Annotated in this window: 15 protein-coding genes; 6 read left to right on the plus strand and 9 right to left on the minus strand. The window is 58.7% G+C overall.

Features of this window, described 5'->3' with window-relative positions; genetic code table 11:
- Window positions 1-109 precede the first annotated feature (109 nt).
- Window positions 110-1,720, minus strand: coding sequence for a methyl-accepting chemotaxis protein (locus tag CXF97_RS00595; RefSeq protein ID WP_371918354.1), 1,611 nt, complete (start codon window positions 1,718-1,720; stop codon window positions 110-112).
- A gap of 226 nt (window positions 1,721-1,946) precedes the next feature.
- Complete coding sequence (locus tag CXF97_RS00600) at window positions 1,947-2,351, minus strand: TraR/DksA family transcriptional regulator (RefSeq protein WP_016775095.1); 405 nt, start codon at window positions 2,349-2,351, stop codon at window positions 1,947-1,949.
- 405 nt (window positions 2,352-2,756) lie between these two features.
- Here CXF97_RS00600 and CXF97_RS00605 point away from each other — a divergent pair, with 405 nt between their 5' ends.
- Both CXF97_RS00605 and CXF97_RS00610 read left to right on the plus strand, forming a co-directional pair.
- Window positions 2,757-3,362 carry a glutathione S-transferase gene (locus CXF97_RS00605; protein WP_101155189.1) on the plus strand — a complete coding sequence of 202 codons (606 nt, stop codon included), beginning with the start codon at window positions 2,757-2,759 and terminating at the stop codon, window positions 3,360-3,362.
- Window positions 3,363-3,364: 2 nt separating this feature from the next.
- Window positions 3,365-4,468 (plus strand): DNA alkylation repair protein, encoded by a 1,104-nt coding sequence (locus tag CXF97_RS00610; RefSeq protein ID WP_101155191.1) that lies wholly within the window; start codon window positions 3,365-3,367, stop codon window positions 4,466-4,468.
- Between the two features lie 108 nt (window positions 4,469-4,576).
- Here the strand turns inward: CXF97_RS00610 and CXF97_RS00615 are convergent, their stop codons facing one another.
- From CXF97_RS00615 to CXF97_RS00645, 6 genes are all read right to left on the minus strand, one after another.
- Entirely contained in the window at window positions 4,577-5,230 is a 654-nt protein-coding gene (locus CXF97_RS00615; RefSeq protein WP_101155193.1) for a DUF2931 family protein, read from the minus strand.
- Entirely contained in the window at window positions 5,230-6,771 is a 1,542-nt protein-coding gene (locus CXF97_RS00620) for a DUF2235 domain-containing protein (protein ID WP_101155195.1), read from the minus strand. The genes CXF97_RS00615 and CXF97_RS00620 overlap by 1 nt, the downstream gene beginning before the upstream one ends.
- 148 nt (window positions 6,772-6,919) lie before the next feature.
- The gene (gene arsH, locus CXF97_RS00625) at window positions 6,920-7,618 is read right to left on the minus strand and encodes an arsenical resistance protein ArsH (RefSeq protein WP_101155197.1); all 699 of its coding nucleotides are present in this window, start codon (window positions 7,616-7,618) and stop codon (window positions 6,920-6,922) included.
- Between the two features lie 9 nt (window positions 7,619-7,627).
- Window positions 7,628-8,098 carry an arsenate reductase ArsC gene (locus CXF97_RS00630; RefSeq protein ID WP_101155199.1) on the minus strand — a complete coding sequence of 157 codons (471 nt, stop codon included), beginning with the start codon at window positions 8,096-8,098 and terminating at the stop codon, window positions 7,628-7,630.
- 27 nt (window positions 8,099-8,125) lie between these two features.
- A complete protein-coding gene (locus tag CXF97_RS00635; protein ID WP_016775103.1) occupies window positions 8,126-8,473 on the minus strand; it encodes a metalloregulator ArsR/SmtB family transcription factor in 348 nt (115 codons plus the stop codon).
- A gap of 198 nt (window positions 8,474-8,671) precedes the next feature.
- Window positions 8,672-9,556 (minus strand): LysR family transcriptional regulator, encoded by an 885-nt coding sequence (locus tag CXF97_RS00645; RefSeq protein WP_101155203.1) that lies wholly within the window; start codon window positions 9,554-9,556, stop codon window positions 8,672-8,674.
- 133 nt (window positions 9,557-9,689) lie between these two features.
- Between CXF97_RS00645 and CXF97_RS00650 the strand changes: the two genes are divergently transcribed.
- Window positions 9,690-11,357 carry a GMC family oxidoreductase gene (locus tag CXF97_RS00650; protein WP_101155205.1) on the plus strand — a complete coding sequence of 556 codons (1,668 nt, stop codon included), beginning with the start codon at window positions 9,690-9,692 and terminating at the stop codon, window positions 11,355-11,357.
- Window positions 11,358-11,484: 127 nt separating this feature from the next.
- On the plus strand, window positions 11,485-13,107 hold the full coding sequence (locus tag CXF97_RS00655; RefSeq protein WP_101155206.1) for an MFS transporter: 1,623 nt from the start codon (window positions 11,485-11,487) through the stop codon (window positions 13,105-13,107).
- A 53-nt stretch (window positions 13,108-13,160) separates the two neighbouring features.
- On the opposite strand, the gene CXF97_RS00660 is transcribed toward CXF97_RS00655, so the two are convergent.
- Window positions 13,161-13,523, minus strand: a complete 363-nt coding sequence (locus tag CXF97_RS00660) for a DUF427 domain-containing protein (RefSeq protein ID WP_101155208.1) — start codon at window positions 13,521-13,523, stop codon at window positions 13,161-13,163.
- A gap of 193 nt (window positions 13,524-13,716) precedes the next feature.
- Between CXF97_RS00660 and CXF97_RS00665 the strand changes: the two genes are divergently transcribed.
- Window positions 13,717-15,660: a DNA topoisomerase III gene (locus tag CXF97_RS00665; RefSeq protein WP_101155210.1), complete on the plus strand. Its 1,944-nt coding sequence runs from the start codon at window positions 13,717-13,719 to the stop codon at window positions 15,658-15,660.
- 543 nt (window positions 15,661-16,203) lie between these two features.
- Window positions 16,204-16,533: a hypothetical protein gene (locus CXF97_RS00670; RefSeq protein ID WP_073471181.1), complete on the plus strand. Its 330-nt coding sequence runs from the start codon at window positions 16,204-16,206 to the stop codon at window positions 16,531-16,533.
- Window positions 16,534-16,569 lie beyond the last annotated feature (36 nt).

Genomic DNA, 16,569 nt, shown 5'->3' on the forward strand with positions numbered 1-16,569 from the left:
GTCTTCTCCGAAGTAATTAGCTACCTAACTAAGTCGGAAGATTAATGCTTTCCTGCGGATGGAAACAGCAATCGCCGCGCACAGATTCATTGCGTCAACGGTAATAATCTCAGCGCGGGGCTTCAGGTTTGTAGCCCAGCCGCAACCCGCCCCAATGCCGGCCCTTGATCGTGATCGGCACTGACAAATCATGCATCAGTTCACCCGTGTCACGCGTGTAAGTCTGCAACAGCACCGGTTGCTGATGGCTGCCGCAGCGGATGCCGGTGCGGTCGGCAAATTTGCGTTTGGTGCGATTGTTCACTGTGTCGATCTGAATATCACCGGTCAGCGGCTGGCTGAATGCCTGGTTATGCGTCGGAACATACCCCTGCTGCGTGCAGGCGATCGCGAACACCAAACCTTCATGACGCGCTAACAGAGGCTCTTGAATTGCCGGCAAGACCTGATCGGTGTATCGATCAAACCGGGTCTGAAACCTGGCTGGCTCGGTGCCCGGGATCGGCTGGTAACTGCGATCGAACAAATCATCAAGGCTGACTCGGCCCTGCTCGACATCTGCCTCGAAGCGCGCTGCGATCTGGCTCGCACCTTCGCGGGCCAGGTCATAGATGCGCTGGTGATAATCGTCCAGCCCCACCTCGGCCAGACGCTCACTGATGGTCTCCGCCTGCCCTTCCATCTGCACCGCTGCCTCGGCGAGGCGGCGGGTCTGTTGATCGCTGATCGCCAAATCGCCGCGCATTTGCTCAATCGCGTTGAACAGCGCGTCGAGCTGCTCGCGATTGGTTTGCGCGCCCCGGGCGATTTCGCTGACTTGGGTTTCAACGCCGGCCGCCAGTCGTGCAATGTTCTCAAGATGCTGACCGGTGTGCTCGACCTGTTCTACGCCAGTGTGCAGATCACTCGACAGCTCGCGAATCTGCGCCACCACTTGCGCGGTGCGTTGCTGAATGTCGGCAACCATCTCCCCGACTTCGCCCGTTGCCGCCGCCGTGCGCGCGGCCAATCCGCGCACTTCATCGGCGACCACAGCGAAACCGCGACCGTGCTCACCGGCCCGGGCTGCTTCGATCGCAGCGTTTAATGCCAACAAATTGGTCTGGCTGGCAATCGACTGAATTACCAGCGTCACGCGCTGAATGTCGTCGCTGCGCACACTCAAGGCTTCGATCAGCTCGCGACTGGCATTGGCGCGTTGACTGAGTTGCTGCATGCGCGAAATCGAATCGAGCAGCTCGCTACGCCCCGCCGCGCTGCTGTGATGCGCTTCGCTGGCGGCATCGAGCGCCTCGCGGCTGAGCTGTGAAGTCGCCTGTTCGGTAGCGATCATCACCTCGGCGTTGCTGACGATCTGCGCCGCCGCGTCGAGTTGCGATTCAAGCTTGCTCGCCAGGGCCTTGACCGAGAACGCGACGCCGGCCGCAGACAGTGCGTTGTGACTGGTGGTGTAGGAAAGATCACGAGTCAGTGCAGATAATTCGCCGGCAGTATCGACCGGCGCTGCATCAGCAACCCTGCGCGAACGCAGGCGCGGCAGCCAGACGATCAGCACCGCCAGCGGCATGCCGATGTACAGCGACCATTCGGCCATGGCCATGCCAGCGAGCAATAGCATCAGGGCGATGCTTTGCAGGGTTGGCGCAATCCAGCGGTTTTTCGGCAAAAGCACTGGTGCAGGCAGCACCCCAACCAGAGATCCGTCTCTCGTCATGTTCATCACCCCACGCTCGTTGTCATTGTTGTGACTGCATTAAACGCCACTACAACGCCATTATCCATGGTCCGTTAGTCGTGGGGGTTTGTGGCAGGTCAATGAAAACCGCTTGGGCAAAATGCAGACGAGCAAAAACAAAGATCGCAGCCTTCAGCAACGCCCGTGTAGGAGCTGCCGAAGGCTGCGATCTTTTCAAGGTGCCCTCTTTTGAGAGGGTCACCCCACAGAATCAGGCCTGACGCTGGTGCTTATCGATCTGCTCGTGACGTTCTTGAGCTTCGATGCAGTATTTGGTGGTCGGGCTGATCAGCAGGCGCTTCAGGCCAATGGCCTCGCCGCTGTCGTCGCACCAGCCAAAGCTGTCGTCCTTGATGCGCTCAAGGGCTTGTTCCAACTGCGGCAGCATGCGCTGGTCGCGATCGATCGCGTTGACCAGCCAGGTGCGCTCTTCTTCAACCGAAGCCGCATCCGCCGGGTCAGCCGGGGTGTCCAGGCTTTCAATGGCGATACGATTTTGCTCAATGCGCTCGTGGGTTTCGACTTTCATGTTCTGCAACAGCTCAGTGAAGAAAGCGTGTTGCTCAGCATTCATGTAGTCATCTGCCGGCATGGCCAGCAACTTGTCCTTTGTCATTGATATCTCTATAAAAAAACGTGCATTAAGGCGAATAAGGGAGCGTTTCGGCGAACCGTGTCGGGCCGTCGAAAAGGCATCGTTTTATTGCAAACGCCACCCGGCACTCAATTTACGAGGGGCGGCAGTCTAAGGCCCGATCAAAGCCTCAGCAACTGTAAATACAGGGAATTTGTCCGACAGGACCCGGAAACTGCTCTGACACAGGTGCCACACGGCCATCGGAGTGCGTTTATAGCAAGAAATTCAGTCGAGCGGCTGTATATAGAAGACAAACGGCTAACCGTAACGCAGGATAGCCAGCACTGCCTGCGCTTCGCACGCCAACGAACACCAGGGACTGACAATTGCCTCAGGCTCGACTAGGTTATGCCTTCCCACCGGTTCGACTTGAAGGAACGCGTCATGAAACTGATTGGCATGCTCGACTCCCCTTACGTGCGCCGCGTAGCAATCTCCGCCAAATGCCTAGGGATCGACCTCGAACACGAGTCGGTCTCGGTGTTCCGCCACTTCGAACGATTCCAGCAGATCAACCCTGTGGTCAAGGCGCCCACATTGATCCTCGACGACGGCGTGGTCCTGATGGACTCGACCCTCATCCTCGATTACCTCGAAGCCAGCTCCGGCAAAAGCCTGCTGCCAAGCGATCTCAAACAACGCGCTCAAGCCCTGCGCATGATCGGCCTCAGCCTCACCGCTTGCGAAAAAGCCGTGCAGCTGTATTACGAACGCAACCTGCGGCCGGCCGAGATCCAATATCAACCTTGGGTTGAACGCGTTGAAGGCCAACTCGCCGCCGCGTTTACCGCGCTGGAAAAAGAGCTTGAACACAGCGACTTGCCTGTCGACGGCTCCCTCGCCCAGGACGGCATCAGTCTGGCGGTTGCCTGGAGCTTCACGCACCTTGTCGTGCCGGATCAGATCGACGCCGCGCGCTATCCACGTATCGCCCAATACACCGCCTACGCAGAAGGCACCGACGCGTTCGTCAGCACTCCGATGAACTGACCATGAGCACCACCGACACCGCCGCCCCGGCGTTAAAGGAAATCTTCAACGCCGAGCGCTTGCAGCACATCGCTGACGAAATGAGCGCGGTGTACCCGGCGTTCAAGGCCAAGACGTTTCTCAAACACGCCCAGGACGGACTCGCTGAACTATCAGTAATGCAACGCATGGCGCGTGTCAGCAAAAGCCTGCATGCCGTGCTGCCGCTGGACTACGAAGATTCCCTTGAAGTGCTGTTCGAACTCGCGCCACGGCTGAACAGCGGCTTCGTCAGCATGTGCCTGCCACACTACGTCGCGAGCTACGGCGCCCATGCGTTCGACACCTCAATAGACGCGCTGAAGTACTTCACCGCCTTCGGCTCCTCCGAATTCGCCATCCGCTACTTTTTGCGCAGCGACCTCGAGCGCTCGCTGGAACGAATGCATGACTGGACCCGAGACGAAAACCACCACGTCCGCCGCCTCGCCAGCGAAGGCAGCCGCCCTCGCCTGCCGTGGTCGTTCCGCCTGGAAGCGGTGCAGGCTGATCCGCAGCTGGCCGCCGGGATACTTGATCAGTTGAAGGCGGATGAGAGCTTGTACGTGCGCAAGTCCGTGGCAAATCATTTGAATGACGTGACGAAGGTGCATCCGCAGTGGGTGTTGGACACGATTGAAGGTTGGTCGCTGGAGAACAAGCACACGGCCTGGATTGCCAAGCATGCGCTGCGCAGTTTGATCAAACAGGGCGACGTGCGCGCGCTGACGGTGATCGGCGCAGGGGCGAAGGCTGAGGTTGAGTTGTTGGATGTGCGGGTTGAGCCTGCGGTGGTGAGGTTGGGGGAAGCGATTACTTTGTCGTTTACGGTGAAGTCCATGGTGGCGCACGAGCAAAGGCTGGTGATTGATTATGCGATTGAGTATGTGAAGGCGAATGGCGGGGTTTCGAGGAAGGTTTTCAAGTTGAAGACTTTGGGATTAGCGGGTTTCGGGACTGAGGTAGTGCGACGGAATCAAGTCATCAAGGATTTTACTACGCGCAAGCATTTTGCCGGGCGACATGGGGTGCAGGTGATGGTTAATGGGGAGGTGTTGGGTAGTGCGGCGTTTGAGGTTTTGATTTGAGGCGTGAGTTGTTTATTTACCAAAACAGCCGGTAGCGGATCAGTGCACTGGCAGCCGTGCTTCGACATTGCGCGCGGCGGCACAGTGGACGACTCACGGCTTCAGCGCTTACCAACTTCCGTACGGGATGCCGAATTTCTCGATATAGCGCTTGGACTTTTCGCTGACGGGATAGGCGTAGCGTCCTTGGTTCTTACCCTGACTCGGTCCTAAAGGCTCGATCTCTGCCTGTGCTCTGGCGACTTTGATCGGATGGTGGCACTCGTCTCTGACCCAAACCTGCACAACGCCGCCAGGCGCCAGGCCCAGATAGACCGATGAAATATAGGTACTCCGCCGCTCTGGTGTTTTCGCGCAGCGCTGCGCGACCGAAGTCCGCATCATTTGCCTGGCTTCTTCGGGTATATCTACCCAAGCCCGATAAGTTTGAGGCTCTACGATGGACTGCCAGCGAACAAAAATTCTTTTTGGGAGATCAGCGCCGACCACGGCTTTTGCGGACGCGCCCACTCCGCCCCAACCACGGGCCGATTCGGTGCCGTCTTCAGGTTGCCCGCCCGATGCCGATCCACCACCGGTACGCAGAAATGTTTTTCCCTTTATATCTTCCACAGCAGTGTCTTCAACCCAGACCTTCATGTAGTTGGGTTCGGTGAAACCGAGTTCCCACCAAGGGGATTTAGGGTCGTTTTTTGCTGACAGCGGGTCGGCATTACAACCAGCCACAAAAAGCGTACACAGCAGTGCTGTAAATAACTTCATTACCAAAGCGTCCAGTCAGGTACGTGTGGGTGCTTTACTCGGATTGCATCTTCCGTGGGGGCGTTGATGTAAACAGCTCTGATGCCACTCCCATCTCTCCTGCCAAGCGGATGGTTCCAGTTGGCGGACGTGTGAATGTACTTGAGTTTGAGTATTTGCTCCTCCTCTGGCGTGGTGCTGTAGTCGCCGGAGACAAAACGATCACACATGGGCTTGAGTTCTTCAGGAACGGCGAAGTCTGGCGTCTCGGGAATGTCTTCGAAGAGAACGCCTTTAGCTCTGGCGAGTTGATGCATCACGCGCAGGCTCACTCTCGACAGTAATCCACTCACCGGACACTTGAGTTGGACGGCCGCATAGACTCGCTTGACTTGAGGACTAAGTCGATCCTGAGGGCTGACCGGGAGCAGTAATGGCGGTGGCGTAACGATCTCGAGATTTTCGAGCGGCCAACCCTTGGCTAGCCACTGATTTCTCACATTGATCGCATCCTGGTAGATCGATGTGGTAGCGACGTCAGTATACGTACCGACCTCTAGCGTCTGCATTGGGCTAACGAGAACACACTCTTCAGCGTCCTCAAGGTAACCCCCTCCCACATCGGAATGCACACCCGGCAAGACGATTTCCGGATGATCCATCGCTACTCGATTGAGAGCAAAGTTAGCCCTGCATTCATCCCGCGCAGCCAACTGCACAACGTCGGTGAAATAACGTCGATCGAGATAGAGTTTGACCCCCGTTGCGACTGCGCTTTTTATGTTGCCCAGATTGGACCATCCAGCAATCGACGGTACCGTGTCGAACAGCCCAATGAAGCCCACGTTGATGTCGCTGTGATACTGATCAACAAAGGTCGAACTGAGGGCATCGGACATACTGCGGAGAATGTCGCCTAAAGGCCCTTGTTTGCCACGCACTATCTCGTTGGCGAAATGTCTGGCGGCTGCGGCACCGCGACTAAAGCCAAACGTGTCGAAAGTCAACGAAGCAATTTCACTACCGGGATTTTTGTCCAATACTTCAGTGATACGCTGCTCGATCACCGCGAAACAGGATTGGACTCGCCCTGCAACGCCGGTTTCACCACGTCCTGTACCGGCGCCGAATTTACTGTCTTCTTCACCTGAACGGGTACCTATACCTTCGACGTAGACCATACCGAAAGCTCTCTTTCGTGGCCCTTCTCCCTCAGCGAGTCGTGTTGCTCCATACAGTTCGCTCAGCTTCTTCACATTGCTGACATCGTTGCCATAACTACTATCCGGATCACCCATATAAGGCTGGCAACTGGCGGGAATATCTTCAGGCGCAATCGGATGCTGAGCGCCACACAACAACCCCGCAGCAGAGTTGTTCGCATTGTTGCCCGTGCCATCAAAGAACACCCCGATCCTCAACGCAATCCCGATTTTCTCAGGTTCGCGCGCAGGCTCTTTCCCATGCTTCTCATACTCGGCCCAATGCTGGGCGTGTATGTCGACGGGTTTGGCTTCTTCGTAGCGATAGTTTTTCGGCGGGTTTGGAACGTAGCCACTCAATCCTTGATTCCTTCTGATCCTTGAAGAACGGCCAGAAGGGTGACAGCCGGGAGGGAGCGGTGCAAGCCGTGGCGGTGTGCCAGCCATGGAGCGCCAGTGCGAGCAGGCTCACTCCCAAAAAGGAATGAGCCTGGCTGGGGATGGCGGGTCAAATCGACCGCTGATTCACCCGCGCCATCAACTGTTCAGCACTTTCCTTGCGCTCGGAATAGCGGTCCACCAGGTGCGCCTGCTGCCCACGCAGCAGCACGGTGAACTTGACCAGTTCTTCCATCACATCCACCACACGGTCGTAGAACTGCGAGGGTTTCATCCGCCCTTCTTCGTCGAATTCCATATAGGCCTTCGGCACCGAGGATTGGTTGGGGATGGTGAACATGCGCATCCAGCGGCCGAGGACGCGTAGTTGGTTGACCACGTTGAACGACTGCGAGCCGCCGCAGACTTGCATCACCGCCAGGGTTTTGCCTTGGGTCGGGCGCACAGCGCCGAGTTCCAGCGGGATCCAGTCGATCTGTGCTTTGAACACGGCGGACATCGCGCCGTGGCGTTCTGGCGAGCACCAGACCTGGCCTTCCGACCACAACACCAGATCGCGCAATTCCTGGACCTTGGGATGGTCGACCGGGACGTCGTCGGGCAATGGCAAACCGGATGGGTTGAAGATCCGCGTTTCGGCGCCGAAGTGTTCGAGCAGGCGCGCGGCCTCTTCCACCAACAAGCGGCTGAAGGAGCGTTCACGGGTCGAGCCGTAGAGAAGAAGGATGCGCGGTTTGTGTTCGCCGACATTCGATGGCTTAACAGCGTCGATCAGGCTGGCGTCGAGGTTGGGCAAATGATTTGTCATGAAGCCTCCTTACAGCGTGCCGATGCGATCGAGTTCGGCTTTCAGTTGCTCACGACTGAGCGAGTGAAACGGCAGATCGAGGAAGGCTTGGCAGCGTTCACCGATGCGCATCAGAGTGGCTTGGAATGCCCCGTCGATTGCCGCTTCGTCGCCCTGCACTTCGGACGGATCTTCCAGTCCCCAATGCGTTTTCAGTGCCGGACCGAAATACACCGGACAGGTTTCGCCGGCGGCTTTGTCGCAGACAGTGATGACGATATCCGGCGGGTTGTTTGCGAAGGCATCGTTGCCTTTGCTGTGCAACCCGTCGATGGCGATGCCGTGCTTTTGCAACGTCGACAGGCTGCGCGGCAGAACCTGGCCTTTGGGAAAACTGCCGGCACTCACCGCTTGGAAACCAGCGGGAGCCAGGTGATTGAACATGGCTTCGGAAAGAATGCTGCGGCAGCTATTGGCCGTGCACATGAACAGGACTCGCATCGATGCGCTCCGTAGATAGTGGAAGATTCAGCAGCAGGCGCGTTCGCGCACGGGACGGCCATCCATGTTTTGCAGGCGCGCGGCGTTGTCCTTGAGCCAATCGGCATTGGCCTTGGATGTCAGCTGAAGGATTTCGCCAATCCATGCCGGCAGTTCCGGATTGAGGCGGTAATACACCCACTGGCCCTGACGGCGGTCGAGCAGCAAACCATTACTGCGCAGTTGCGCGAGATGGCGGCTGATTTTCGGCTGGCTGTCGTCGAGCGCACACATCAACTCGCAAACGCAGAGTTCACCTTGCTCGGCGATGAGCAGGATGGCGCGGACGCGGGTTTCATCGGCGAGGCTTTTGAAGACTTCGGTGGGGGTGATCATGGTGATCGGCTCGCCATATGCGGGAAATCGAATATACGGATATCCATATGTTTATCAACCCGTGAAAGCAGCCACGGTGAATAAACGTGTGGGAGCGAGCCTGCTCGCGAAGGCGGTGGGTCAGGCGAGGTTTGCGTATCAGATACACCGCTTTCGCGAGCAGGCTCGCTCCCACAGGGCGATTTGGATGCGCCAGGTTTAACCGCGTAAAAGCCCCTGCTCGGCCTCACACAACCCCACCACATAATCCCAGACCACCCGCAGCCGCACCGATTTATGCAGCTCCCGGCGGGTGCTGATCCAGTAGCTGCGCTCGATGCTTTCATCCGGCAACAGTGCCACCAGATCCGGGTCGGACGCGGCCATGTAACACGGCAGCACGGCGATGCCCAACCCCGAGCGCGCCGCTTCCTGCTGGGCAATGACGCTGGTGCTGTGAAACACCACGCGCGGGCTGCGGCAGAAGCTGTTGAGGAACATCAGTTCCTGACTGAACAGCAGGTCGTCAACGTAACCGATCCACGCATGTCGGCCCAGGTCTTCGCGGCTTTGCAGTGGCGGCGCGTTGTCGAGGTAGGTTTGGCTGGCATACAGCGCAAGTCGATAGTCAGTGAGCTTGCGCGTGACGAGCATATCGGCGGATGGCCGTTCGAGGTGGATGCTGATTTCCGCTTCGCGGTTGAGGATGCTGACAAAGCGCGGCACGGCGACCAGTTCCACTTCCAGCCCGGGATAACGCTCGAACAGCCCGATCATTCGGGAAGCGAGAAATTTGATGCCGAGGCCTTCGGTGACGCCAACGCGGATCTTGCCCAGCGGCGCGGTGGACTGGGTGATTTCTTCCTGCGCCAGCAGCGCGACGTTTTCCATCGCTTCGGCGTGTTTGAGCAGCGCCTCCCCCGCCGGGGTCATCTCATAGCCCTGTGCGTGCTGAACAAACAGCGCGGTGCCGAGGCTTTTCTCGATCGACTCGATGTGCCGCGCGACCGTCGCGTGGGTAGTGTTGAGCCGACGCGCGGCAGTGAGCAGGCGACCGCTGCGTTGCAGTTCGAGAAAAAAGCGCAGGTCGTTCCAGTCGAACATGGCGGTTCCTTGTCGGCTATCGTCGTTTCAGGCTGTTTGAAAACGCACAGCGGCTGCGCAAAAACTAACATTCTTTTAACGAAAGCTAACAACTAGAGTGTCCGACAATAAAAACAAAAAGCGAGGTCAGGGCATGCACACGTCCCTGGATGAATTCGACTACATCGTGGTCGGCGCCGGCCCCGCCGGGTGCCTGCTGGCCAATCGGCTTTCAGCGGATCCCCAGCAGCGGGTGTTGCTGCTCGAAGCCGGCGGCCGCGACAACTACACGTGGATTCACATTCCTGTGGGTTACCTCTTCTGCATCGGTAACCCACGCACCGACTGGTGCTTCAAGACCGAAGAACAACCGGGCCTCAATGGCCGCGCGCTGAGTTATCCGCGCGGCAAGGTGCTGGGCGGCTGTTCCTCGATCAACGGCATGATCTACATGCGCGGCCAGGCCGGCGACTATGACGGTTGGGCGGCGGCTGGCAATCCGGGCTGGGCGTGGAACGACGTGCTGCCGCTGTTCAAACAGAGCGAAAACCACTTTGCTGGCGGCGCTCAATTTCATGGCGATCAGGGCGAATGGCGAGTCGAGCAACAGCGTCTGTCGTGGCCGATTCTCGATGCCTTTCGCAGCGCTGCCGAGCAAAGCGGCATCGCCAGCATCAATGACTTCAACCAGGGCGACAACGAAGGCTGCGGCTACTTTCAGGTCAACCAGAAAGCCGGGGTGCGCTGGAACGCGGCCAAGGCCTTTTTGAAACCGCTGCGCAGCCGGGCGAACCTGACCGTGCTGACCGGCGTCGAGGTTGATCGTGTGTTGCTGGAGAATGGCCGCGCGGCGAAAGTCAGCGCGCAGCATGAAGGCCAGACCAGACAGTTCAAGGCGCGCAAGGAGATTGTTTTGTGCGCCGGCTCAGTCGGCTCGCCGAGCATTCTGCAGCGCTCCGGCATCGGTCCGCAGCCGCTGCTCGAACGCTTAGGGATAGGCGTGATTCATGAGCTGCCGGGCGTCGGCGGCAACCTGCAGGATCACCTGCAACTGCGCCTGATCTACAAGCTGGAAAACGCTCGCACCCTGAACCAGATCGCCGGCAGCGTGTGGGGCAAGATGGGCATGGGCCTGCGCTATCTGTACGACCGCAGCGGGCCGCTGTCGATGGCGCCGAGTCAGTTGGGCGCATTCGCCCGCTCCGGTCCGGAGCAAACCTCGGCGAACCTGCAATACCACGTGCAGCCCTTATCGCTGGAGCGTTTCGGTGAGCCGTTGCACAGCTTCCCGGCGTTCACCGCCTCGGTGTGCGACCTGCGCCCGCAGAGCCGTGGGCGCATCGAGATTCGCTCGGCCGATCCGCAAGCGGCACCGCTGATTCAGCCCAATTACCTCAGCCACCCGCAAGACTTGCGCGTCGCCGCCGATGCGATCCGCCTGACCCGGCGCATCGTCAGTGCCCCTGCCCTGGAGGCGTTCAAACCGGTGGAATACCTGCCCGGCGCCGACCTGCAAAGCGAAGAACAATTGCACGAAGCGGCGGCAAAAATCGGTACGACGATTTTCCACCCGGTCGGTACTTGCCGCATGGGCAACGACGGCGACGCGGTGGTCGATGCGCAACTTCGCGTGCACGGCGTACCGGGTTTGCGCATTGCCGATGCGTCGATCATGCCGAAAATCACCTCGGGCAATACCTGTTCGCCTACGCTGATGATTGCCGAGAAGGCTGCTCAACTGATTTTGGCCAAACCTGTACACAGTTCTAATGTGGGAGCGGGCTTGCTCGCGAAAGCGGAGTGTCATTCACCCTTGATGTGACCGAGCCGGCCCCTTCGGGAGCAAGCCCCCTCCCACAGTTTTTTGCAGCAGACTCAAGGCATCGCGCTTCACCCGGACACGCAACACCAGTGGAACAACAAAAACAATCACTGTGAGGGATACCGATATGTCAGACCACGCTCAGCCGCTGGACGCCGCGGGTAGCGCCGAGACCGGCAATGCGACACAGAAAGTCATCTTCGCCTCATCACTCGGGACGGTGTTCGAGTGGTATGACTTCTTCCTCTACGGCGCCCTTGCGGCGGTGATCAGCAAGCAGTTTTTCGCCGGAGTCAACGACACCACCGCGTTCATCTTCGCGCTGATGGCGTTCGCCGCCGGCTTCATCGTGCGGCCGTTCGGCGCATTGGTGTTTGGCCGCTTGGGCGACATGATCGGGCGCAAATACACTTTTTTGGCGACGATCATTCTGATGGGCGTGGCGACGTTTTGCGTCGGACTGCTGCCGACCTACGCCAGCATCGGCATCGCGGCGCCGATCATTCTAGTGGTGCTGCGCATGCTTCAGGGCCTGGCGCTCGGCGGCGAATACGGCGGCGCGGCGACCTACGTGGCCGAACACGCTCCCATCGGCAAACGCGGCTTCCACACCAGCTGGATTCAATCCACCGCGACCCTCGGCCTGCTGTTGTCGCTGCTGGTAGTGCTCGGTTGCCGCTACTTCACCGGCGATCAGTTTGAAGTCTGGGGCTGGCGCATTCCGTTCCTGCTGTCGATCGTGCTGCTGGGCATTTCCACCTGGATTCGCCTGAGCCTGCACGAGTCGCCGGCCTATCTGAAAATGAAGGAAGAAGGCAAAACCTCGAAGGCGCCTATCCGCGAATCCTTCGGCAAATGGGAAAACCTCAAAGTCGTGCTGATCGCCCTGTTCAGCATCAACGCCGGGCAAGCGGTGACCTTCTACGCCGCGCAGTTCTACGTGCTGTTCTTCCTCACGCAGTTCCTGAAAATGGACCCGGCAGTGGCCAACAGTCTGCTGATCATCAGCGTGGTGATCGGCGCGCCGTTCTTCATCTTTTTCGGCTGGCTGTCGGACAAGGTCGGGCGCAAACCGGTGCTGATGCTCGGCCTGCTGCTGGCAACCGCGCTGTACTTCCCGATCTTCAAATCCCTGGCCCACTACGCCAACCCGGCGATTGATCTGGCCAGCCGTCAGGCACCGATCACCGTGCTCGCCGACCCGGCGACTTGCACCTTCCAGTTCGATCCGGTGGGCAAGGCCAAATTCGACAGTCCCTGCGACAAGGTCAAGACCTTCCTGGTCAAGCAAGGCCTGCCCTACTCCAGCGTTGCTGCGCCGGCGGGTAGCGCCGTGCAGGTGAGTGTCGGCGACGTGAAGCTGGATGGTTTCGATGAGGCGGCACTGCGCGGCGCGATCACCCTCGCCGGCTATCCGCAACAAGCCGATATGCAGCAAATCAACAAACCTATGATCGTCGCACTGATCGTCGCGCTGATTATCATTTCCGCTATGTGCTACGGCCCGCTCGCCGCGCTGATGGTCGAACTGTTCCCGACACGCATTCGCTACACCTCGATGTCGCTGCCGTATCACATCGGCAACGGCTGGTTTGGCGGATTCCTGCCTACCGTGTCGTTTGCGCTGGTGGTGTACACCGGGGATATTTTCTACGGGCTGTGGTATCCGGTGCTGATTACCGGGGTGAGCCTGGTGGTGGGGATGATTTGCCTGCGTGAGACGAAGAATATCGATCTCGACAAGAACTGAAAACGCGCTGACAACAATGGCGAGGGACGCGATCCTCTCGCCATTTTTTTGGCTCAGATGTCCGCTTTGATCACTTCGAATTTCACCTGGTCCGGATAAAACGCCAGGTAGTCGCGGATCGGCGCGACTGACACTTTCGGATTTTCGTAAGTCCACGCTGCGTTGGCGACCTCATGCCCAGGCACCTGCAGGGTGAAATAACTGGCGTCCCCCTTGTATGGGCAATAGCTGCTGTGGTCGGTGCGGGCAAAATATTTCCCGTCGATGTCTTCGCGGGGGATGTAGTACACCGGCGGGTAGTTGGCTTCGTTGAGGATCAGCGCGTGGGAGGAAGCGGCGACCTGAATGCCGTGGAATTTCACCAGCAGGCAGCCGCTCAGTTGTTCGACGCTGATCACGGGGCTGGGGCTTTTCATGGGAATTCTCCTGAAGACGGCGAAGAGACCGGTTCAGGTATAGCCGATGGGCTCGGGTCTGGTTGAGATTGCAGCCGAACGGCGAAAATCTTTGGCAATCGTTTTATCTGTATATCCATACAGATAAAAGTTGCTCGCGCCGCAGACTCCAGCCATCCTGTGCGCTCCCACAAACCAATCAGCGATGGTAGCTATGCGGCTGTACCTCTGTGAAAAACCTTCCCAGGCCAAAGACATCGCGGCCGTGCTCGGCGCCAGGCGTCGCGGCGACGGTTGCTGGTTGGGGACGGACGTCACAGTGACCTGGTGCATCGGCCACTTGCTCGAAACTGCTCCGCCGGATGCCTATGACGCGCGCTACAAACGCTGGGTGCTGGCCGATCTGCCGATCATTCCCGACAAATGGAAAATGACCGTCAAGCCCCGCACCGCCAGTCAGTACAAATCGGTGAAGCGCCTGCTTGGCGAGGCCAGCGAACTGATCATCGCCACCGACGCCGACCGTGAGGGCGAGATGATCGCCCGGGAACTGGTCGAACATTGCCGCTATCGCGGGCCGATCCGCCGCTTGTGGCTGTCGGCGCTGGACGAGGCATCGATTCGCAAGGCCTTGGCCGCGCTGAAACCGGGAGCCGAAACATTCAGCCTGTATCACTCGGCGCTGGGCCGTTCACGCGCGGACTGGCTGATCGGCATGAACATGAGTCGACTGTTCACCTTGCTGGGCCGGCAGTCGGGTTATCAGGGCGTTTTGCCGGTGGGCCGAGTACAGACGCCGACCTTGCGACTGGTGGTGGACCGCGACCGCAGCATCGCCGATTTCGTCCCCGTACCGTTCTGGGCAATCGACGTGGATTTGCTGCACAACGGCACGGCGTTTACCGCGCAATGGCGCGCACCTGCGGATGTTTGTGATGATCAGGATCGCTGCCTGAATCAGGCGTTGGCGCAACAAGCAGCGGCGGCGATCAGCAGTGCAGACAGCGCACGGGTGATCAAGCTGAAAACCGAGCGCATGCGCGAAGTCGCGCCCCTGCCCTTCGATCTCGGCACGTTGCAGGAAGTCTGCTCGAAGAAGCTTGGCCTTGGCGCCCAGGAAACCCTCGACATCGCCCAGGCCCTTTACGAAACCTACAAAGTCATCACCTACCCGCGCAGCGATTGCGGCTTCCTGCCGTTGAGCCAACACAGTGAGGCGCCGTCGATCCTCACAGCGTTGCGCCAGGCCGATCCGAGCCTTGAAGCGTTGCAGGGTTTTCTCGAACCGCAGCGGCGCTCAAGGGCCTGGAATGACGCCAAGGTCAGCGCTCACCACGGCATCATCCCCACCATCGCCGCGAAGAACCTCGAACGTCTAACCGGCAAGCATCGCGCGGTGTACACGCTGATTCGCGCGCGCTACCTGGCGCAGTTCCTGCCCAATCACGAATACGATCGTACCCAGGCCGATTTCGACTGCAACGGGCAGGCGTTGCGTGCCGTGGGCAAGCAGATCATGGAACCGGGCTGGAAGCGCGCATTGCCCGAGGCACTGGCCCCGGCCAAGGGCCGCGAAGCGCCCGCGCCGCAAACCTTGCCGGCTCTGAGCCAGGGCGTCGAATGCGCTGTGTTGAAGGTGAATCTCAAGGATCTGTGGACGCAACCGCCAAAACCCTACACCGAAGGCGATCTGATCAAGGCAATGAAGAACGTCGCCAGACTGGTCGAAGATCCGCTGCTCAAACAGAAACTCAAAGACACCACCGGCATCGGCACCGAAGCCACCCGCGCGTCGATTATCCAGGGTCTGCTTGATCGAGGTTATCTGGTGAAGAACGGTAAGGCGCTGGCTGCGACGCCGGCCGCTTTCAGCCTGATCGACGCAGTGCCACGGGCAATCGCCGATCCGGGCACCACAGCCATTTGGGAACAAGCGCTGGACATGGTGCAAAGCGGCGAGATGAGTCTGGAAGAATTTGTCACCAAACAGGCCGCGTGGATGAGCAAGCAGGTCACCCGCTGCTCCGCCCTCAGACTGACCATCAGCGGCCCGCCTCCCGCCGGCAAAGCCGCAGCGCCGTGGAAGAAAAAACGCAAGTCGACGGCCAGCAAAACCGCCGGTCCGCGCAAACGCACGACACGGCCGGCGACCCGCTGAAACCCTTAGGGGTGCCTTCTGCAGGTTGCTGAAACGTATCTTTTCTCATTCCAAAACAGCTTTGTCCGACAATATGTAGTGCTCGAAAATAATCACTACAAAACCGTTGACGGCGTCGTTTTGCTTTTGCATGATGAAGACGTTCCCCGATCGGGAGCGCTGGTAACACGCTTGAGCAAACTCGTCTGACCGCCGAGTTGTTTTTTCCGGATACACGCTGCCCACAAGGCAGATTGAAGAAGCTGACCTGGCCTGAACGTCCAGTACAAGGACGAGAAGCGCTGGCGAAAATTCTCAAGACGCTTGTGGTCGACACTGGACATGTCGTCAAGGAGCCTCCCGGTTTTCGCTGCTTCTCCTCGTTGTGACGCTATTGCGTAGCAGTTATTCAACACGACTACATGCAACAGATGCACGACCCCGTACTTCACACGGGCGAGCGCTGACGTCCTGGTTTCGGTGCCAGGGATCAACTAACCGATGGGCTACCTGTATTAGCGAATCAACTTTGAAAGATCACCAGACTGGTCAAGGGGCATAACAATGAATCTGAATAATCAACCCACCATCGAAGAACTGGCTCGGATGTTCGCGGCGCAAAAAGACAGCCACGACAGCCACATTCTCTGGATCAGCAAGTCGGGTCAGGTGCATATCGACTGCCTGTCGCCCCACGCTGGCGAAGAAGAATTCGACCGCAACCATCAGAACCTGCTGGCCCGCCTGAAGATGTATCGCCGCGGCCACGGTTATGTCGGCAAGAAGGCAGCGGCCGACAAGGACTTCATTGGCAGCGTGCTGCAGACGCTGAAGCAGGCGTGGGATTCGATGCAGAACAAAAATGAAGTTCGGGTGATTGATCGGTTTTATTGAGTAAGCGCTGCAATCACGAAAGGGCCTGCTTCCAAG

Source organism: Pseudomonas sp. Choline-02u-1, assembly GCF_002836515.1.
In the GTDB taxonomy this organism is placed as follows: Bacteria; Pseudomonadota; Gammaproteobacteria; order Pseudomonadales; family Pseudomonadaceae; genus Aquipseudomonas.